The 18,166-nt window shown below is 68.0% G+C and carries 17 protein-coding genes; 14 read left to right on the top strand and 3 right to left on the bottom strand.

Annotation, left to right across the window (positions count from 1 at the left end; genetic code table 11):
- Positions 1–103: 103 nt before the first annotated feature.
- The 3 genes from CHU93_RS17030 (at position 104) to CHU93_RS17020 (ending at position 2,931) form a co-directional block, all read left to right on the top strand.
- Entirely contained in the window at positions 104–925 is an 822-nt protein-coding gene (locus tag CHU93_RS17030) for a helix-turn-helix domain-containing protein (RefSeq protein ID WP_094475330.1), read from the top strand.
- A 114-nt stretch (positions 926–1,039) separates the two neighbouring features.
- Entirely contained in the window at positions 1,040–1,729 is a 690-nt protein-coding gene (locus CHU93_RS17025; RefSeq protein ID WP_094475329.1) for a DUF4386 domain-containing protein, read from the top strand.
- A gap of 215 nt (positions 1,730–1,944) precedes the next feature.
- On the top strand, positions 1,945–2,931 hold the full coding sequence (locus CHU93_RS17020; RefSeq protein WP_094475328.1) for a formylglycine-generating enzyme family protein: 987 nt from the start codon (positions 1,945–1,947) through the stop codon (positions 2,929–2,931).
- Here CHU93_RS17020 and CHU93_RS17015 read toward each other — a convergent pair.
- Complete coding sequence (locus CHU93_RS17015; RefSeq protein WP_165768798.1) at positions 2,877–4,802, bottom strand: TonB-dependent receptor domain-containing protein; 1,926 nt, start codon at positions 4,800–4,802, stop codon at positions 2,877–2,879. The genes CHU93_RS17020 and CHU93_RS17015 overlap by 55 nt on opposite strands.
- 91 nt (positions 4,803–4,893) lie before the next feature.
- Between CHU93_RS17015 and CHU93_RS17010 the strand changes: the two genes are divergently transcribed.
- The 11 genes from CHU93_RS17010 (at position 4,894) to CHU93_RS16965 (ending at position 16,611) form a co-directional block, all read left to right on the top strand.
- Positions 4,894–5,769 carry a LysR substrate-binding domain-containing protein gene (locus CHU93_RS17010; protein ID WP_165768797.1) on the top strand — a complete coding sequence of 292 codons (876 nt, stop codon included), beginning with the start codon at positions 4,894–4,896 and terminating at the stop codon, positions 5,767–5,769.
- Positions 5,770–5,824: 55 nt separating this feature from the next.
- A complete protein-coding gene (locus tag CHU93_RS17005; protein ID WP_341476601.1) occupies positions 5,825–6,676 on the top strand; it encodes a cytochrome P450 family protein in 852 nt (283 codons plus the stop codon).
- Positions 6,673–7,068, top strand: coding sequence for a cytochrome P450 (locus tag CHU93_RS18190; protein WP_341476600.1), 396 nt, complete (start codon positions 6,673–6,675; stop codon positions 7,066–7,068). The genes CHU93_RS17005 and CHU93_RS18190 overlap by 4 nt, the downstream gene beginning before the upstream one ends.
- 95 nt (positions 7,069–7,163) lie before the next feature.
- On the top strand, positions 7,164–8,378 hold the full coding sequence (locus CHU93_RS17000; protein ID WP_094475326.1) for a GTP-binding protein: 1,215 nt from the start codon (positions 7,164–7,166) through the stop codon (positions 8,376–8,378).
- The gene (locus CHU93_RS16995) at positions 8,375–9,019 is read left to right on the top strand and encodes a DUF1826 domain-containing protein (protein ID WP_094475325.1); all 645 of its coding nucleotides are present in this window, start codon (positions 8,375–8,377) and stop codon (positions 9,017–9,019) included. The genes CHU93_RS17000 and CHU93_RS16995 overlap by 4 nt, the downstream gene beginning before the upstream one ends.
- The gene (locus CHU93_RS16990; RefSeq protein ID WP_207759310.1) at positions 9,019–9,738 is read left to right on the top strand and encodes an ABC transporter ATP-binding protein; all 720 of its coding nucleotides are present in this window, start codon (positions 9,019–9,021) and stop codon (positions 9,736–9,738) included. Before CHU93_RS16995 ends, CHU93_RS16990 begins: the two co-directional genes overlap by 1 nt.
- Entirely contained in the window at positions 9,735–11,153 is a 1,419-nt protein-coding gene (locus tag CHU93_RS16985; protein ID WP_094475324.1) for a DUF3526 domain-containing protein, read from the top strand. The genes CHU93_RS16990 and CHU93_RS16985 overlap by 4 nt, the downstream gene beginning before the upstream one ends.
- Positions 11,150–12,520 (top strand): DUF3526 domain-containing protein, encoded by a 1,371-nt coding sequence (locus tag CHU93_RS16980; RefSeq protein WP_094475323.1) that lies wholly within the window; start codon positions 11,150–11,152, stop codon positions 12,518–12,520. Before CHU93_RS16985 ends, CHU93_RS16980 begins: the two co-directional genes overlap by 4 nt.
- Before the next feature lie 69 nt (positions 12,521–12,589).
- Positions 12,590–13,876 (top strand): TonB-dependent receptor, encoded by a 1,287-nt coding sequence (locus CHU93_RS16975; RefSeq protein ID WP_094475322.1) that lies wholly within the window; start codon positions 12,590–12,592, stop codon positions 13,874–13,876.
- On the top strand, positions 13,877–14,680 hold the full coding sequence (locus CHU93_RS16970) for a TonB-dependent receptor (protein ID WP_094475321.1): 804 nt from the start codon (positions 13,877–13,879) through the stop codon (positions 14,678–14,680).
- Positions 14,680–16,611, top strand: a complete 1,932-nt coding sequence (locus CHU93_RS16965; RefSeq protein WP_243375748.1) for a TonB-dependent receptor domain-containing protein — start codon at positions 14,680–14,682, stop codon at positions 16,609–16,611. The genes CHU93_RS16970 and CHU93_RS16965 overlap by 1 nt, the downstream gene beginning before the upstream one ends.
- 22 nt (positions 16,612–16,633) lie before the next feature.
- On the opposite strand, the gene CHU93_RS16960 is transcribed toward CHU93_RS16965, so the two are convergent.
- Both CHU93_RS16960 and CHU93_RS16955 read right to left on the bottom strand, forming a co-directional pair.
- Positions 16,634–17,464, bottom strand: coding sequence for a 23S rRNA (adenine(2030)-N(6))-methyltransferase RlmJ (locus CHU93_RS16960; RefSeq protein ID WP_094475320.1), 831 nt, complete (start codon positions 17,462–17,464; stop codon positions 16,634–16,636).
- 6 nt (positions 17,465–17,470) lie between these two features.
- Positions 17,471–18,046, bottom strand: a complete 576-nt coding sequence (locus CHU93_RS16955) for a pseudouridine synthase (RefSeq protein WP_086116623.1) — start codon at positions 18,044–18,046, stop codon at positions 17,471–17,473.
- Between the last annotated feature and the right edge of the window lie 120 nt (positions 18,047–18,166).

The raw sequence follows: 18,166 nt of genomic DNA, 5'->3' as shown, positions 1-18,166 counted from the left end.
CAACGCCCTGACAGGAAGGCTCATGAATAAGGCGGGCTAACCCTTTGAATTCTCGTCTCCCGCTCTTGAACCTGCATCCTCACAATAGCGGGAAATACCGATCATGGCAACGCAAGATAAAACCACCAATTTTGCCGACCTGTCGATCGTTGGCCTGATTGGCTATGCCTCTGCCATGATGCGGGATGCGCTGGACCAGCTCAATCGCTTTGGCCGCCTGGTCACCGATATCGCCGTCGCCGGCCCGGCCCGCTTCACGCTTTCGCACGAAGCCGATGGCCTGTGGTTGACCGACAATCGCATTGATCGTCCGCCGTTTCCGGAACTGACCGAAACCAGCTTTGTCCGCATGGTTGCCGGCACGCGGCAGTTTGGTGACACGCCCTATTGCAGCCTGGCCGAGGTGACCCACGCGGATCGGGGCACCGGCCCCGCGCTGGAACGGGCGCTGGGCGCGAGGGTGCGCTTTGGGGCGGCGCGCAATGCCCTGAGGGTGAGCGCGGCCTGGCAGGATTATCGGATTGCCCAATATCCCCGCTATGCCTTCGGGCTTTTCTGTGCGCACGCGGATCGCCTGCTGGCCGACCTTGATGCAACCCGATCGGTGGCAGGGCAGGTGGAGCGGGCGATCCTGCCTCTGCTGCACACCGGACAGGTGACAGCGGCATTGGTTGCGGGCCAGCTTGGCTACAGCGGGCAGGGTCTCTATCGGGCATTGCGGGCCGAGGGCACCAGCTTTGAGGCCCTGCTGGCCGAGCTGCGCCACCGTTTCGCCCGCGGCTATCTTGCCGGGCGGCGGGCCTCGCTCAAGGAAATCGCATTTTTGCTGGGCTATTCCGACGTTTCCGCCTTTGCGCGCGCCTTCAAGCGGCGGGAGGGCAAATCACCAGGCGCATTTCGGCAGATGGCGGGCCAGCCTGACTGAAGCGCCGCCTCGCGGCGGGCCTGTCGCCACATGTCATGACCATGTCGAGCCCGGCGATTGTGGCGGCGGCCCTGATCCGGCGATCATCCAGCGCCAGCAACGAAGGGGAAGATCATGGCAGAGGATGATATGCCGGCTTGGGCTCGACTGTCCGGATTTCTGTATCTTCTTGTTATCGTGACAGGAATTTTCGCGTTCATGTATGTGCCGTCAGAAATCCTGGTGAAGGGCAATGCCGATGCGACCATGGCGAATATCCGAGCCCAGGCGCCACTCTATCGCGCGGGCATTGCCGCGCTGCTGATCAACCAGATTGCCTTCTTCGTCTTGCCTCTGGCGCTGTACCGGCTGCTGGCGTCGACGAACTGCCGTCTCGCCCAGGTCATGGTGCTGGCGGCGCTGGCTGGCATTCCCCTGGCCCTGGCCAGCGCGGCCGAACGGGTCTTCCTGGTGGAGCTGCTGACGGGCAGGATCATCGTGTCGCCAGAGGCGTTGCCCGATCTGGTGGCGGTGACGCGGGCGCGGGCAAACACGGCCTTGATGTTTGCAACCACATTCTGGGGTCTTTGGCTGCTGCCGTTTGGCTATCTCGTGTTCAAATCGGGTTTCCTGCCGCGAGCGCTCGGCGTCTTGTTGATGACAGGCTGCATCGGATATCTGGGGAATCTGTTCGGTCAGATCATGCTGCCCAATTATAATGAACTGACATTGGCCTCGATCCTGCGGGTGCCGGCCACAGTTGGGGAGATCGGTATCGGGCTCTGGCTGCTTGTGGTTGGCGTGCGTCCGTCGCGGCGTGCCTGATCACAAGCAATGCATGGCGTTGCGCTTCTGGCTGGCTTGCACGCGCGGCGCCGCCCGCAACAGCCCTCATATCCCGAGCGGCCGGCCATCAACTGGTTGTCGATCGATTGGCCATGGCGCGGGGCGACCGGTGGGAACGGTAGACAGCGGCCCGGCCGGCCTGCCAATACGTGATCATGACTGGTTTGCCGCCACCTTCCGATCCGCCGCCCGGCATGCGCTGGATCGCGGGCGGGACATTCCGGATGGGCAGCGAGCGCTTCTATCCCGAGGAGCGGCCGCTGCGGATGGTGGCCGTTGATGGCTATTGGATTGACGAAACGCCGGTGACCAACCGGCAGTTTGCGGCCTTCCTGGCGGCGACCGGCCATCGCACGCTGGCCGAAATTCCGCCGGATCCGCGCGATTATCCCGGCATGGATCCGGCGCTGGCTGTGCCGGGGGCGCTGGTGTTCACGCCGCCGCCGGGGCCGGTGCCGCTGGATCAATATCAGCGGTGGTGGCGCTGGGTGCCCGGGGCGGATTGGCGGCACCCGCTGGGGCCCGAGGCCGATGTGGAAGCGTTGGGCCTGTGGGACCATCCGGTGGTGCAGGTGGCCCATGCCGATGCGGCGGCCTATGCCGCCTGGGCCGGCAAGGCGCTGCCCACCGAGGCCGAGCATGAATATGCTGCGCGCGGCGGCCTTGCGGGCGCCGAATTTGCCTGGGGTGACGAACTGGCGCCCGGCGGGCAAATATTGGCCAATTACTGGCAGGGCGAGTTCCCGCACCACAACAGCCTGGACGATGGCTGGCTGCGCACATCGCCGGTGCGCAGCTTTCCGCCGAACGGCCATGGCCTTTACGACATGATCGGCAATGTGTGGGAATGGACGGCGGATTGGTGGCAGGAGCGGCCGCGCCCCCCGCGCAAGCGCCAGCCCGATGCCTGCTGCACCATCCGGAACCCGCGCGGCGGCGATCTGTGGGGCAGTTATGATCCCGCCCAGCCCCAGGTGAAGATTGGCCGCAAGGTGTTGAAGGGCGGATCGCATTTGTGCGCGTTGAACCACTGTCAGCGTTTTCGCCCGGCCGCCCGGCATCCCGAAATGATTGATACGGCCACCAGCCATATCGGCTTTCGCTGCGTGCGCCGGCGCTGGCTTGTTCAGAAATCCACTCCCAGGCTCAACTGGGCGGCGCGGCCGGCGCTGATGTCATAAACACCGCTGCCCAGCACCTCCACGCCATATTGATTGGCGATGTTGGTCACGACAAGGCGCAGCTGGGCCGGGGCGGCGGCAATCTTCAGCGCCTGGCGCAGGCCCAGATCAATGGTGGTGCGGGCCGGGGCGCGGGCCTTGTTGTCGTTGCTGGCCACCACCGGCGTGATGTGGTTCACGGCGGCATTGATGCGCAGGCCGCTGGCAAAGGCCGGCCGCCATTCCAGCGCGATGCTGCCGCGCCCATCGGGCCGGCCCACGGCCCGGCTGCCGACCAGGCCATCGCGCACCGCCGCGCTAACCACGCTGGTGCGCCCGATCACGGCGCCGGCCAGAATATCGAGCCGGGGGCTGAGCGGGCCCGACAGGCTGAGCTCCAGCCCGCGGCTGCGCGTGTCGCCCAGCCGGCTGAAGCGGCCGGTGGCATCGAACTGGAAATAGGGGCGCGAGAGTTCGAACACGCCGGCAACCAGGGCCAGCGGTCCGGCGACTTGCCAGCGCAGGCCGGCATCGATCTGGCGGGTGGCGCTGGCCGGCAGCGGCTGGTTGCGGTTGCTGGCGCTACCGGGCGCGGCGCCGCTGTCCTCCAGCCCCTGGGCAAAGCTGGCATAGCTGCCCAACCGCTGCGTGATTGGAATGGCGGCAGCGGCGGTGACGAGCCAGGGGCTGGCCCGTTCGGTGGCTGGCGGGCTGGCGGCCGGGGTCGCCTGTTTGCGATACCGGGTTTTCTGCAGGCCCAGCGACAGGTTGGCGATGCCGGGCCAGCGCAGTTCATAGGCGAGGCCGACCGTTGCCTGACGGATGCGGTCATCATCGCGGGGGCCAAAGCCGGGCAGGGCCGGCAGCGGCGGCGCCGGTTGGTTCAGCTGCACTGATCCCAGATCCACCAGGGCGCTGCCACCGAACTGGCGCTGCCGGTCGCGCCAGCGGGCCGACAGGGTGATCATGTGGGTGCGCGGGCCATCGGTGATTGACCTGTCCAGCCGCAGTTCGCCGCTGGTCACGCGGTTGCGGCCGGCCGGATCAACCACCAGCAGCTGCTGGGCCGCGCCTGTGGTTGTGACATCGAGATAGAGGTTGGCGACGGTGCGCGGCGCATCGGATTTGGAATGGAACAGGCCGGCCTGCAGGTGCCACGGCCCGGCCTGCCAATCGCCGATCAGGCCCAGGGTGCGGCGATCCCGGCTGTTGAACAGGCCATCGGGGCCCTGGAAGCGCCCGCGGTCCACGCGTGGCGGCGGCTGGCCATCGGCCGTGAGATAGACGGGCGGCGGTTCGGCGGCGCGCACCATGGTGGCGCTGGCCAGGGCCGTGAGCTTCAGCCGGCGGCTGATCTGCCAATCCAGCGTGGCATTGGCCGTGTAGGTCTGATCGGTGGTGCCATTGGGATAGGCTTCGCGATAGGCACCGGCGCCCACGGCCAGCCCGATGCCGCTGCCCAGCGGTTGATCCCAGGTGGCTTCACCGGTGATGAAACCGAAACTGTCGGCCGACAGGAACAGCGTGGCTGCCGGGCGGGTGCCGGCATGGCGCAGGCGGATATCGACCACGCCGGTTGGCGCCGGAAAGGCAAAGCCCTGCGCGGCTAGGCCTACCCGGATGCTGGTGGTGCCGCGCAGCAGACTGGGCGGCAGGCTGGCGGGATCGAAATACAGGCCTTCCAGCCGCACGTTGCCGGCATCGACGGCCGAGAAACCCCTGATATCATCAGCACTGTAGAGGCCGATGCTTTCGCGCCCGATGGCGGTGCCAAAGCCATCATCAGCGGCTTGCAGGGCATTTTCGGCGGCACGCTGGGCCAATACCGGCGCGGCGATCAGGCCGGCTGCAACCAGGAGGGCAAGGCGAACGGACAGAGGGGGCATCGGCATTCTTTCAGGCAGGAACATGTGCCGGGATTGCCAAGGCGGGGTCGCTGCCACTATCGATCAATCAGCGATTATAGTTGAGAGAAGTGCAAGCATGGCCGCACGGGCATCGTTGAGCGTGTCGTTGAATGGCCTGCGCGCCTTTGAAGCGGTGGTGCGGCTGGGCAGTGTGGGAGCGGCGGCGCGCGAGCTGGGGCTGACACTGTCTGCGGTGAGCCACCAGTTGCAGACGCTGGGCGCCGGCTTTCCCGCGCCGTTGCTGGAACGCCATGGCCGCCATGTCCGGCCGTCGGCCGCTGGCCAGGCGCTGGCGCGGCAGCTGGCAGTGCCCTTTGCCAGCATCGATCGGGCAGTGGCCGAGGCACGCGCGGCCCGTTCGGTGTTGACGATCAGCGCGCATGACAGTCTGGCGGCGCACTGGCTCTTGCCGCGCATCGGCCAGTTTGCGGCGCAGTGCCCGGATGTCGATGTGCGGTTGGCCGCCACCGCCCGGCTGGTCGATCTGGATCGGGAGATGGTGGATTGCGCGCTGCGGCTGGGCCCCGGGGGCTGGCCCGGCGTGACGGCGCAGCGGCTGCTGGCGCAGACGATCGCGCCAGCCATCAGGGCGGATCGGTTGGTCCATGGCGCCTGGCCGCGCATCGTGCAGCAGGGCAAGGCCGATGAATGGGAAGATTGGCCTGGCTTGGGCGGCCCGGCCCAGATGAGCGTGCCCAACCGCGATCTGACGATCAGCGCCGTGCTGGCCGGCAGCGGGATGGGGCTGGTTGATCTGCTGGTGACAGCCGACCAGATCGGCACCGGTGCCATCGTGCCGGTGGGCGCGGTGCGGGCCACCGGATGGCATTATCATCTTGTGCTGCCCAACGGCCGGCGGCCTGGCCCGGCGGTCCGGCTGTTCCGCGATTGGTTGCTGGCCGAAGTGGAGGCGACACGGCTGCGCCTGGAGGCGGTCAACGCAGGCTTGTAGCGGTCGCTACAATCGCTTAGGCTGTCCCGGTTCAGGCAGAAGAGGAGCAGGTTCGATGCCGGCGGAAACCCTCGCCATGGCCGATCAACTGGCGCCCATCGATGTCGCCCGGCCGGAACCGTTCGCCGAAGACCGCTGGCAGGCGCCGTTCCGCCAACTGCGGGCGCAGGCACCGATCCAATATGTTCCCGACAGCAAGTTCGGCCCCTATTGGTCGATCAGCAGTTACAAGCCGATCGTGCATGTGGAAGCGCTGCCCAAGCTGTTTTCGTCCAGCTTCGAACTGGGTGGCATCACGCTGGGCATCGAGGCCGACCGCGCCCGGCCGGGGGAGCGGCGGCTGCCGCAGTTCATCGCCATGGATCCGCCGCGCCATACCGGCCAGCGCCGCACCGTGGCGCCGGCCTTTGGCCCGGCCGAGGTGGCGGCGATGCGGGCCGAGGTACAACATCGCACCGCCGCGGTGCTGGACGCGTTGCCGGTGGGCGAACGCTTTGACTGGGTGGAGCGGGTTTCGATCGAGTTGACCACCGGCATGCTGGCGCGCCTGTTCGGTTTCCCGTGGGAGGAGCGGCAGAAGTTGACCGCCTGGTCGGATGCCGGCGGCAATATCGATGCCATTGTTGCCCCCGGCGGCTGGGACTGGTTCAACGGCGAGATGGAGGCCATGGGCGCCGCCTTTGCCGAACTGTGGCAGCGCCGTGCCGCCGACCCCGGCAAGGATCTGATTTCGGTGATGCTGCAATCCGATGCCATGCGCGACATGGATCCGGTGGAGTTCATCGGCAATCTGATCCTGCTGATCGTTGGTGGCAACGACACCACGCGCAATTCGATGACGGCCTGTGCCTGGGGCCTGGCGCAGTTTCCCGATGAGCGCGCCTGCTGGAAGCCGATCCGGCGTTGATCCCCAATGCCGTGCAGGAAATCATCCGCTGGCAGACGCCGCTTTCCTACATGCGGCGCACGGTGACGGAGGACACCGAGCTGTTCGGCCACCGCCTGAAGAAGCACGACATGCTGGCGCTCTGGTATATCTCGGCCAACCGCGACGAGAGCGTGTTTGATGATGCCGACCGGATCATCGTTGATCGCCCCAACGCCCGGCGGCACCTGTCGTTCGGTTATGGCATCCACCGCTGTGTTGGCGCGCGCGTGGCCGAACTGCAGCTGGTCACCCTGCTGGAGGAGCTGGCGAAGCGGCGGTTGCGGGTGAACCCGGTTGCCGAGCCGGTGCGCGTGCTGGCCAGTTTCGTGCATGGATACAAGCATTTGCAGGTGGAATTGACCCGGTACTGAGCATCCGGAGGGCGAACGGCAATTGCCTCAGCCTTGCCAGCGGCCCGCAGGTCTGTCACATGATACAAAATAACATGTGATTCCATGAGGCCGGGATGCTGGATGCTGAAGACACACGACTGCCGGTAACGGTGCTGTCCGGCTTTCTGGGTGCCGGAAAGACCACGCTGCTCAATCACATCCTGGCCAATCGCGAAGGCCGTCGGGTGGCGGTGATCGTCAACGACATGTCGGAGGTGAACATCGACGCCGATCTGGTGCGCGGCGGCGAGGCGGCGTTGCAGCAGACCCAGGAAACACTGGTCGAGATGACCAACGGCTGCATCTGCTGCACCCTGCGCGAGGATTTGCTGAACGAAGTGCGAAAATTGGCCGAGGCCGGGCGATTTGATGCGCTGGTGATTGAATCGACCGGGATTTCCGAGCCGCTGCCGGTGGCGGCCACCTTCAGCTTTGAAGACGAGGCCGGTGACAGCCTGTCAGATGTGGCGCGGCTGGATTGCATGGTGACGGTGGTGGATGCTGCCAACCTGCTGAACAATTATTCCAGCCAGGATTTCCTGGCCGACCGCGGCGAAACGGCGGGCGAGGGCGACAAGCGCAGCCTGGTCGGCCTGCTGGTGGAACAGATTGAATTTGCTGACGTCATCATCCTCAACAAGATCAGCGAGGCGGGGGATCCCGACACGGTGCGCAAGCTGGTGCGGTCGCTGAATCCGGACGCGAAATTGATCGAGGCGGACCATTCGCGGGTGCCCATGGCGGCCGTGCTGGACACCGGCCTGTTCGAGGAGGGCAAGGCCGAGCAGCATCCACTGTGGGCCAAGGAACTCTATGGCTTTGCCGAACATGCGCCGGAAACCGAGACCTATGGCATTGAAAGCTTTGTCTATCGTGCCCGGCGGCCGTTCCATCCGGCCAAGTTTCGCGCCTTCCTGAATGCCGAATGGCCCGGCGTGGTGCGGGCCAAGGGGCATTTCTGGCTGGCGACCCGGCCGGAGTGGGTGGGGGAGATGAGCCAGGCGGGGTCGCAGGTGACCAGCCAGGCGCTGGGCCGCTGGTGGGCGGCAATCCCCAAGGCGCGGTGGCCGCAGGACAATCCGGCCTTTGAACATCTGTTGAACCAGCATTGGGACGAGACCTGGGGCGATCGGCGGCAGGAGCTGGTGTTCATCGGCATCGGCATGGACGAGGCAGCCCTGCGGCGGCGGCTGGGTGCCTGCCTGGTACCGGAAAAGGGTTTTTCGCCAAGGCTTTGGGCGAAGTTGCCCGATCCGTTTCCGGTGTGGGGTGAAAGGGCGGCGGCATGAGCGCGCTGGCCCGCGTGGCGGACGTGTTGTTTCCGCCGATCACCCATGTGGCCATGGGGCCGACCCCGGATGTGCTGGGCGCGAGTGATGATCCCGCGATCAATCTGGCGGTGTGGCAGCGCCGGCTGGCGCGTGCCCTGACGGCTGCGGCGGGGGAGGTGCTGCGCCGTGGCACTGGCGAAATCCGCTTGAGCGTGGCCGCCGAACAGGCGGCGGTGGCGCTGGCCGAGGCGCTGGTGGCCGCCGGCTGGCCGCCGGTGCCCGTTCTGGTGGCTGATGTGGCCGAATTGGCCCAGCACGCCGCAGCCCGCATGAAAAGCCCGTTGGTTGATTTGCGGCTGGAGATCATCACGGGAGATGCCTGCCGCAAGTTCCACGCCGATTATGTGGGGCTGCGGCTGATCACATCCTATGCCGGGCCGGGTAGCCAATGGCTTTCCAACGCGGATGCCGCCGCCCTGGCCGATGGCGTGGCACTGGAGCGACTGGAGCTGCGCCAGCTGCTGGCCGGCGAGGTGGCGTTGTTCAAGGGCAAGCTGTTGACCGACAGCCCGATCATCCACCGCTCTCCGCCGATTGCCGGATCGGGGCAGCGGCGGCTGGTGCTGGTGATCAACCCGGCCCAAATGGACTGTTGCTGATGGGCGCGGTGCTGGAAGCGCGCGGGCTGACCAAGCGTTATGGCGCGGCGTTGGCGCTGGATGGGCTGAACCTCGCGGTGGCGGCCGGCGAAACCCTGTGCCTGCTGGGCGCCAATGGTGCCGGCAAGACCACGACATTGAACCTGTTCCTGGGCTTCACCGCGCCGACGGCAGGCGCCGCGCTGGTGGATGGGCTGGTGGTGGCCGAGGACCCGGCGGCGGCGCGGGCCCGGCTGGGCTATGTTGCCGAGGTGGTGAGCCTTTATCCCAGCCTGTCGGGCGCGGAAAATCTGGCCTTCTTTGCCGGGTTGGCAGGCGTCGCCGTCGATCCCGCCCGCCGTGATGCGATATTGGCGCGGCTGCGCTTTCCCGCCGATGCCATCCTGCGCCCGGCCGGCACCTATTCCAAGGGCATGCGCCAGAAACTGGGCCTGGCGATTGCCCTGATGAAGGAGGCGCGCGTCATCCTGCTGGACGAGCCCTTGTCGGGCCTGGACCCGGCGGCAGCCAATGATCTGGTGGGCGTGCTGCGCGAGACGGCGGCGGGCGGCGTTGCCCTTCTGATTTCCACCCACGACATCTTCCGCGCCAAGGAGGTGGCCAGCCGCATCGGCATCATGCGCCACGGCCGGCTGGTGGCGATGATCGATCCGGCCAGCCTGTCGGCCGGCGAGCTGGAGCATATGTATCTGACCCACATGGCGGAGCGGGCGGCATGAGCCCGGCCGCGATCGCGGCCAGCGTGGCGGCCAAGGATTGGGCCGAATATCGGCGCGATTGGCGGCTGGCGCTGATCAGCCTGCTGGTTGCCCTGCTGGCGGTGACGGCGGTGGTGGCGGCCTTTGTAGAGGTGACCGCCCATGATGCCGACCGGCGCGCCACCATCGCGGCCGACCGGGTGACCTGGGAAGGCCAGGGCGCGCGCAATCCGCACAGCGCGGCGCATTTCGCCTTCTGGGCGTTCCGGCCGCTGCCGCCGATGGCGCTGCTCGATCCCGGCGTGCTGCCCTATGCCGGCAGCGCCATCTGGCTGGAGGCGCACAATCGCAATCCGGCGCAGGCCCGCCCGGCCGAGGATCTGGCCGGCGGGCTGGATCTGGGCCGCTTCAGCGCGGCCTGGGTGTTCCAATATGTGCTGCCGCTGCTGTTGTTCATCATCGGCGCCGGGCTGGTGGCGCGGGAGCGGGAGGCCGGCACGCTGCGCCTGATGCTGGCCAGCGGGCTTGCGGCCGGGCAGGTGATGCCGGCCAAATATCTGGCGCTGGGGCGCATTGCCGCCGTGCTGGTGCTGCCATTGCTGGCGGCGGCGCTGGTGGCCACGCTGCTGGCCGGGCCGGTGGATGGGGTGGCGCTGCTGCTGTGGCTGTCGGCCTATCTGCTGTATTTTGCCATCCTGGCGGCGCTGGCGGTGGCGGTTTCGGCGCTGTGCGCGACGGCGGCGCAGGCGCGGCTGCTGCTGGTGGGCCTGTGGCTGGTGCTGCTGCTGATCGTGCCGCGGCTGGGCAGCGGGCTTGCCATGCAGGCCGCCCCGGTGCCGACCCCGCATGATTTTGCCGCCGGCGTGCAGGCGCAGATGAAAAGCGGCCACGACCCGTTCGGCAAGGACGGCAAGGCATTCGAAGCGGCAGTGATGGCGCGTTATGGTGTCACCCGGCTGGAGGATCTGCCGGTCAACATCGATGGCCTGCGCCTGGAAGCGGCCGAGCAGCATGGCAACCGGGTGTTTGATGCGGCCTGGGGCCGATTGGCCGCCACCCATGAAGCTGGCCGCGCCGCCTTGCGCCTTGCCGCGCTGCTGTCGCCGCTGGTGCCGTTGCAGAATCTGTCCATGGCGCTGGCCGGCAGCGACGCCGCCGTGCAGCGCGATTTCCAGGACCGGGCCGAAGCCCATCGCCGCCGCATCATCAGCCTGCTGAATGCCGACATGACCGCGCACGCCGGGGCCGCCGGATTTGATTATCACGCCGATGCCGCGCTGTGGCGGCGGGCGCCGGATTTTGCCTGGCAGCCGCCGGGCACCGCCGCCGCACTGGCGCGCAGCTGGCCTGATGCGCTGGCGCTGGGCCTGTGGCTGCTGGCGGCCCTGGGCCTGTTGCGGCTGGCCGGCCGTCGGCTGGCGGCGGGCCAGCAATGACGGCGCTGGCGCGCCCGTCGCTGCTGGCGATGGAAGGCCGCTGGCTGCTGCGCAGCCGGCTGGCGCTGGCGGTGCTGGCGGTGTTGATGGGGGCCATCATCCTGGCGCTGGCCAATGGCCGGGCGCTGCTGGCGGCCCAGCTGGCCAGCCGGGCGGCGGCCAGCAGCGAGCTTGCCGAGGCGGATGCACGGCTGCGCGCCGGCATGGCCAGGGGCATGCCGGCGGCCGATGCGGTGCTGTTGCCGATCCGGGTGCGGATGCCGGTGATTGCGCCGCTGCCGCCGCTGATCGATGCCAGCGCCGGCCAGGCCCCGCTGGCGCCCGATGCCGGGGCGGCCGGCCTGCGCAGCCGGGCCGACACGCTGTTTGCCCGGTCCACGCTGGAAAATCCCGAACTGCTGATGCGTGGCGGGTTGGATCTGGGCTTTGTCGTGCTGGTGATCGCGCCCTTGCTGCTGGTGGTGCTGGGCCATGGCATGATCCCGGCCGATCGCGATTCGGGTGCGCTGCGGCTGGTGCTGGCGCAGGGCGGCGGGGTGGGCCGGCTGTTGCTGGCGCGATCGCTGCCGCGTCTCGCCCTGGTGCTGGCACCGATTGCGCTGGCCCTGCTGTGGCTGGGGCTGAGCGGGCCGGATCTGCCCGGTCGCACCACGGCGCTGATCTGGTGGGGCCTGATCGCGCTGGCCAGCCTGCTGCTGTGGTGGGCGCTGGTGCTGCTGGTCAACAGCCTGCGCAGCTCGGCCGATGCTGCTGCCCTGGCACTGGTGGCGATCTGGGCGCTGTTCACGCTGGTGCTGCCGGCGCTGCTCACCGCGCTGGTTGGCCTCGCCCAGCCATTGCCGTCGCGCTATGCCGTGATTGCCAAGGCCCGCGCCGCCGAAGTGGCGGCCACGGCGCAGTGGGACAATGACCATGCCGAGGCGGTTTCCGACGAACTGGCCAGCCGTCGCGACGCGCTGGCGCGCACGCTGGACGTGACCGGCAAGGTTGCTGCCGCCATCGCGCCGATCATGGCCGATCACGCCGCCCGCCGCGCCGGGCGGCAGGAAACGCTGGACCAATTGGCCCTGCTGGCACCGCCGATGCTGGCGGCGCAGGCGCTGGCCCGGGCCGCCGGCAGCGATGCCGGGGCGGTGGCCCAGGTGCAGGATGCCGCCGCCGCCCATGTGGCGCAGCTGCGTGCGGCGCTGGCCCGCCTGGCAACACGGCCACAGCCGATGACGCCGGCCGATCTTGACCGCCTGCCGCGCTTTGTGGCGCCGGCCCCGGCCGCACCGCCGCTGGGCGCCCTGGCCTGGCTGCTGGCGCTGGCCAGCGGGCTGCTGCTGGCCGCGGTGCGCCAGATCAACCGGCTGCAGCCCGATTGAGAATTTCACCACCATGCAACCTGCCATCGGCCTTGGCCGAACCATGGCATGTTATGACATTACACGGAGATGCTCATGCCCCCGACCACCCGTCTGATCCTGTTGCTGGGCGTTGGTCTGTGCTTTGGGGCCACGCCGGCGCTGGCAGCCGATGCGGATACAGAGGCGGCCGAAATCATCGTGACGGCCAGCATCGACCGTTATGCCCCGCGCACCCTGGCCGCCACCCGCACCGACACGCCGGCGCTGGAACTGCCGTTCAGTGTTGACACGGTGGGCGCCGCGCTGCTGGCCGATCGCGGGCTGGTCAGCCTGACCGATGCGCTGCGCACGGTTTCGGGCACCAATCCGGTGGGCGGCATCGGCGGGTTCAACACGCGCTTTCGCCTGCGTGGCTTTGTGGCCCAGACCAATCTGCGCAACGGTTATCGCCAGGGTGTCGCCTGGCCGGTGAGCGAGGTGCAGAATATCGAGCGGATCGAGGTGCTGAAGGGCCCGGCCTCCATGCTCTATGGCCGGCTGGAGCCGGGCGGGGCCGTGAACATCGTGACGAAGCAGCCGGATGTGGCGCGCAATTTCGGCAGTGCCGGGCTGATGGTGGACGACGACGGGCTGGTGCGTGGCACCGCCGATGTGAACCTGGCGCTGGGCAGCGGCATTGGCCTGCGCGTCAACGGCGTGTGGGAGAATGGCGACGGGTTTCGCGACGCGGTGGCCAACGAGACCCGCTATCTGGCGCCGGCCATTGCCCTTCAGCCCGGTGAGCGCACCCGCATCGTGATCGAGGGGGAGTGGCTGGACCGGGATGGCGTGTTCGATCGTGGCCTTGCCGCCGCGCCCGGCCTGTTGGGGTTGATGACCGACCTGCCGCCGGGGCGCTTCCTGGGCGATCCGGCCGACAATTTTCGCAATGAAACCCGCACCATCACCGCGCGGCTGACCCATGAATTCAGCGATGATGTGCTGCTGCGTATGGGCGGCGGCTGGGGCCGGGGTGATGCGCGCGGGGCCTATTTCTTCCCGGTGGGCGGCGGGGCGACGGTGCCGCTGTTGACCGCGGGCGGCGTGCTGAACCGCCGCAACCAGATCACCATCGACCGCGAGGATGATGCCAGCGCGCAGCTTGATCTGGTGGTGAAGGCGCGCACCGGTGGCATCGCCCACACGCTGCTGATCTCGGCCGACTGGAGCGAGAACAGCGGCTTTTCCACCATCAACCGCGCCACGGTGAACGCGCCGGTGAACATCTTTGCGCCGGTGGGCGGCGCGCTTTACAGCCCGACCACGGCGGCCATCGTGGGCAGCCGGTCGCGTGCCGACGGGCTGGGCGCGCTGGTGCAGTTGGAAAGCGCCTGAATGCCATGGCTGCGCACCACCGCCGGCCTGCGCGTGGAGCGCAGCCGCGCCCGCTTCACCGACAATATCAGCGGCGTGACCGGGCGCACCGAAGACACGGCGGTGACGCCGCGGCTGGGGGTGACGATCCTGCCCGGCAATGGCTTTGCGCTGTTTGCCAACTGGGGCCGCAGCTTCAACCCCGAAACCAGCACGCGGCCGCTGGTGGACCGGGCGGTGGCGCTGCCATCGCTGGGCGAACAGTTTGAAGCGGGTGCCCGCTGGGAAAGCCGCGACGGCCTGTTGCGTGCATCGGCGAGCTGGTTCCGCATCACCAAGACCAATGTGCGGGTGGCCGAACCGGCGCCATCACCGGCCGACCGGCAGAGCGGCGAACAGCGCAGCCAGGGCATCGAGCTGGATCTGGCGCTGCAGCCGGTGAAGGGGCTGGCGTTCGAAGCGGCCTATGCCTTTACCGATGCCGAGGTGACGGCGGATCGCACCCTGTTGGGCCGGCAGTTGAACCAGGTGCCGCGCCATGCCGCCAGCCTGTGGGCGCGGGGTGATGTTCCCCGCCATGTCGGCGTGGGCGTGGGTGCCACCATCGTTGATGCGCGCTTCATCGATCCGGCCAACAGCTTCCGCCTGCCCGGCTATGCCCGGTTTGATGCGGCGCTCTATCTGCAGCCGCTGGAGGCGGTGCAGGTGCAGCTGAACCTGATCAACATCGGCAACGCGCGTTATTTCGAGAACGGCAACACCAACAACAATTTCTATCCCGGCCAGCCGCGCACGCTGCGCGCCAGCGCGCTGGTGCGCTTCTGATGCGGCTGGTGCTGCTGGCCGGGCTGCTGGCCGGGCCAGCCCTGGCGCAGGCGGTGGACAACAGCACCGCCGCCACCGGGGCGCGCGCGGCCGAAAATGCCGTGCGCGGCGCCAGCGATGCCTTTGGCACCTCCATCGGGCGGGAAACGATCGGGCTGTATAACGCCGGCAATGTGCGCGGATTTTCGCCGACGGCGGCCGGCAATGTGCGCATCGATGGCCTGTATTTCGATCAGGTCTGGGGGCTGAACCCGCGCCTGCGCCGGGCCACCACCATCCGGGTGGGGCTTTCGGCGTTGGGCAGCCCGTTTCCGGCGCCCACCGGCATTGTGGATTATGCCTTCCGCAAGCCGGGCGACGATGCGGCCTTGAGCGTGCTGGGCGCGCTGAACCAGTGGGGAAATGCGGCGCTGGAGCTGGATGCCAATCTGCCGGTGGCCAAGGGCCTGAGCATGGCGGCCGGGGCGGCGCAGTTTGACGACCGGTTCTACAATGCCACCCGCGCCAGTTTCTGGCAGGTATCGCTGGCGGCGCGCTATGCCCCGTCGGATGCGGTGGAAATTCTGCCCTTTCTGGCGCGGTCGGAGGGGTTTGACCAGACCGGGCCGATCTTCCTGCCCGCCGGTGAGGGCTTGCCGCCGCGGCTGCCGCGCCGGCTGTTCAAGGGGCCGGAATGGGCGCGGTATCGCGGGGTGGCCTTCAATGCCGGGGTGTTGGGCACTTGGCGGCCGGGGCCGGGGTGGGAGGTGCGGGCCGGCCTGTTCCGCTCGCTGTTCGATGATGCGCGCGGTTTTGCCAACCTGATCACCGATGTGGCGGCCGATGGCCGGGGCAACCAGCTGGTGATTGCCGATCCGCCGGTGAAATTTGCCAGCACCAGCGGCGAATTGCGGTTGACGCGCACCATCATCGACGGGCCGCGCACCCATCGCATCCACGCCAGCCTGCGGGCGCGGGCCGGGGACCGGCGCTTTGACGGATCGGATTTCATCGATCTGGGCGCCACCAGCATCTTTGCCCCCACCCGGGCGCCGCCGCCCCGGCTGGAATTTAGCGAGCAGCAGAAGGATCGGGTGCGGCAGATCATTGCCGGCATCGCCTGGGAAGCGCGCTGGCCCGGCGTTGGCGAGCTGAGCCTTGGGGTGCAGACGACGGACTATGCCAAGCGCATCGGCCTGCCCAGCCTGGCGCCGGTGGTGACCGATGCATCGCCGCTGCTGTACAACGCGACGCTGGCCGTTGAGTTGACGCCCAGGCTGATCGCCTATGCCGGCACGGTGACGGGGCTGGAGGAAAGCGGCATCGCGCCGGGCAATGCCGCCAACCGCAACGAGGCGCTGCCGGCGATCCGCACGCGCCAGCATGATGCCGGCCTGCGCTGGGCGATCAGCGGCGATGTGCGGCTGGTGGCTGGCCTGTTTGATGTGCGAAAGCCCTATTTCAACCTGGATGCCGGCAACCACTTTGACGCGCTGGGCGAGGTGATCAATCGCGGCATCGAGCTTTCGGTTTCGGGTGCAGTGACCAGCCGGTTCAGCATGGTGGCGGGCAGCGTGCTGTTGTGGCCGCGGGTGACGGGAGCCGGGGTGGCGCTGGGCCGGGTGGGGGACCAGCCGGTGGGGGCGATCAGCCGCCGCATCGAATTGAACCTTGATTGGCGGCCACCGCTGCTTGATGGCCTGGGCGTTGATCTGGCCATCAGCCATCGCAGCCCCGAAGTGGCAACGGTGAGCGCGCAGACCCGCATCCCTGCGCGCACGCTGGTCGATCTGGGCGCGCGCTACAGCTTCAGGCTGGCCGGGCAATCCGCCCTGCTGCGCCTGCAGGTGGAAAATCTGACCGATCTGCAAGGCTTTGAACTGCAGGGGGCTGGCGCCTATGATCTGATCCCCGGCCGGCGGGTGGGTGGGTATCTGACCATCGATTTCTGATCATGGCGGTGGCCGCCATGGATCAATCGTGCAGCCAGCTGGCCGTGATCGTGCCCTGGTGCCCATAGGGCGCGAGCGCGGAGCGCAGGGCCGCCAGCACGGGCGGCAGGGCCTGGGTGAAGGCATAGGGCGGGTTGATGATGAACAGGCCGGCGCCGTTGTACAGGTCGGGCTGGTCGGCATCATAGAGCCAATGCTCCACGGCGAGGAACTTGGGGATGCCGAGCCGGCGCAGCTGTTCCGTCCAGCGCAGATGGGTGCCACGGTCTTTCAGCGGGAACCAGATAAGGGTAACGCCATGCGCCCATTTGCGGTGGGCGGCGGCCAGGGCGGCGGTGATGCGGGCGCGTTCATCGGTTTGTTCATAGGGCGGGTCCACCACCACCAGGCCGCGCGGCGTGCGGGTGGGCAACAGCGCCAGCCAGAGTTCATAGGCGTCGCGTTCGTGCACGGCGGCTTGCGTGCCGCGCATGGCGGCGCGCAGGGCCTGGGCATCCTGGGGGTGTTTTTCGTTGAGGATCAGGGCATCCTGCGGCCGCAGCAACTGGGCCAGGATACGCGGCGAGCCGGGGTAGAGATGTGGCTCGGGCCCCACATTCACCGCCTGCACGGCGGCGCGATAATCGTCCAGCAAGGGGCTGGCATCGGCAAAGGCCCGCAGCACGCCGTGCGCCGCCTCGCCCGTGCGCTGAGCCTCCTCGCCGCCAAGGTCGTACAGGCCGCAACCGGCATGGGTGTCGATCAGGGTCAGCGCACCAGGCTTTTGCTGCAGGGCCCGGACGAGCCTGATCAGCAGGCAATGTTTCACGACATCGGCACTGTTGCCGGCATGGAAGGAATGGCGATAGTTCATCGGGGTTCAGGATCCTGATGCGGTGCGGCCGGGCGGAACGGCGATTTCCACAAACTGGCCCGGCGCGATGCCGGCAACCGTCCAGTCGCCAATGGACCAGCGCACCAGCCGCAGCGTGGGCAGGCCAACCGCCGCGGTCATGCGGCGCACCTGGCGGTTGCGCCCTTCGCGGATGGTGAGTTTCAGCCAGGCATCGGGAATGGATTTGCGCTGGCGGATCGGCGGGTCGCGTGGCCACAGGTCGGGCGGGTCGATGCGATCCACCGCAGCCGGAAGCGTCATGCCATCCTTCAGCCGCACGCCGTGGCGCAATTGATCCAGCGCGGGCGCCTGCGGATCGCCTTCGACCTGGACAAGATAGGTCTTGGGCAGCTTGAAGCGCGGATCGGCGATGCGCGCCTGCAACCGACCGTCATCGCACAGCAGCAACAGCCCCTCGCTGTCCTGATCCAGCCGCCCGGCGGGATAGACGCCCTTCACATCGATATGGTCCGACAGGGTTGGACGCGCCGTGGGCGATCCACGATCGGTGAATTGCGACAGGACGCCGAAGGGTTTGTTGAACAGGAGCAGCCGGGCCATGGCGCGTTCATATCGCTGGAACGCGGCCCTGTCTTCCGTCGCGGTCTCCAGTCGCGGTCTCCCACCCCATGTGCGGCTGCCCGCCCAATGGCTCTAGATAGCTTTCGGCGCGGCGGTGCG

It is taken from the genome of Sandarakinorhabdus cyanobacteriorum (assembly GCF_002251755.1).
Taxonomy (GTDB): Bacteria; Pseudomonadota; Alphaproteobacteria; order Sphingomonadales; family Sphingomonadaceae; genus Sandarakinorhabdus; species Sandarakinorhabdus cyanobacteriorum.
The sequence above is the reverse complement of the archived record's forward strand: the minus strand, read 5'-3'. Positions and strand labels throughout refer to the sequence as shown.

What these genes read in the sequence shown, in the direction of transcription:
- CHU93_RS17030 (WP_094475330.1), top strand. Translation starts at nt 104, where the DNA reads ATGGCAACGCAAGATAAAACCACCAATTTTGCCGACCTGTCGATCGTT.
- CHU93_RS17025 (WP_094475329.1), top strand. Translation starts at nt 1,040, where the DNA reads ATGGCAGAGGATGATATGCCGGCTTGGGCTCGACTGTCCGGATTTCTG.
- CHU93_RS17020 (WP_094475328.1), top strand. Translation starts at nt 1,945, where the DNA reads ATGCGCTGGATCGCGGGCGGGACATTCCGGATGGGCAGCGAGCGCTTC.
- CHU93_RS17015 (WP_165768798.1), bottom strand. Translation starts at nt 4,802, where the DNA reads ATGCCGATGCCCCCTCTGTCCGTTCGCCTTGCCCTCCTGGTTGCAGCC.
- CHU93_RS17010 (WP_165768797.1), top strand. Translation starts at nt 4,894, where the DNA reads ATGGCCGCACGGGCATCGTTGAGCGTGTCGTTGAATGGCCTGCGCGCC.
- CHU93_RS17005 (WP_341476601.1), top strand. Translation starts at nt 5,825, where the DNA reads ATGCCGGCGGAAACCCTCGCCATGGCCGATCAACTGGCGCCCATCGAT.
- CHU93_RS17000 (WP_094475326.1), top strand. Translation starts at nt 7,164, where the DNA reads ATGCTGGATGCTGAAGACACACGACTGCCGGTAACGGTGCTGTCCGGC.
- CHU93_RS16995 (WP_094475325.1), top strand. Translation starts at nt 8,375, where the DNA reads ATGAGCGCGCTGGCCCGCGTGGCGGACGTGTTGTTTCCGCCGATCACC.
- CHU93_RS16990 (WP_207759310.1), top strand. Translation starts at nt 9,019, where the DNA reads ATGGGCGCGGTGCTGGAAGCGCGCGGGCTGACCAAGCGTTATGGCGCG.
- CHU93_RS16985 (WP_094475324.1), top strand. Translation starts at nt 9,735, where the DNA reads ATGAGCCCGGCCGCGATCGCGGCCAGCGTGGCGGCCAAGGATTGGGCC.
- CHU93_RS16980 (WP_094475323.1), top strand. Translation starts at nt 11,150, where the DNA reads ATGACGGCGCTGGCGCGCCCGTCGCTGCTGGCGATGGAAGGCCGCTGG.
- CHU93_RS16975 (WP_094475322.1), top strand. Translation starts at nt 12,590, where the DNA reads ATGCTCATGCCCCCGACCACCCGTCTGATCCTGTTGCTGGGCGTTGGT.
- CHU93_RS16970 (WP_094475321.1), top strand. Translation starts at nt 13,877, where the DNA reads ATGCCATGGCTGCGCACCACCGCCGGCCTGCGCGTGGAGCGCAGCCGC.
- CHU93_RS16965 (WP_243375748.1), top strand. Translation starts at nt 14,680, where the DNA reads ATGCGGCTGGTGCTGCTGGCCGGGCTGCTGGCCGGGCCAGCCCTGGCG.
- CHU93_RS16960 (WP_094475320.1), bottom strand. Translation starts at nt 17,464, where the DNA reads ATGAACTATCGCCATTCCTTCCATGCCGGCAACAGTGCCGATGTCGTG.
- CHU93_RS16955 (WP_086116623.1), bottom strand. Translation starts at nt 18,046, where the DNA reads ATGGCCCGGCTGCTCCTGTTCAACAAACCCTTCGGCGTCCTGTCGCAA.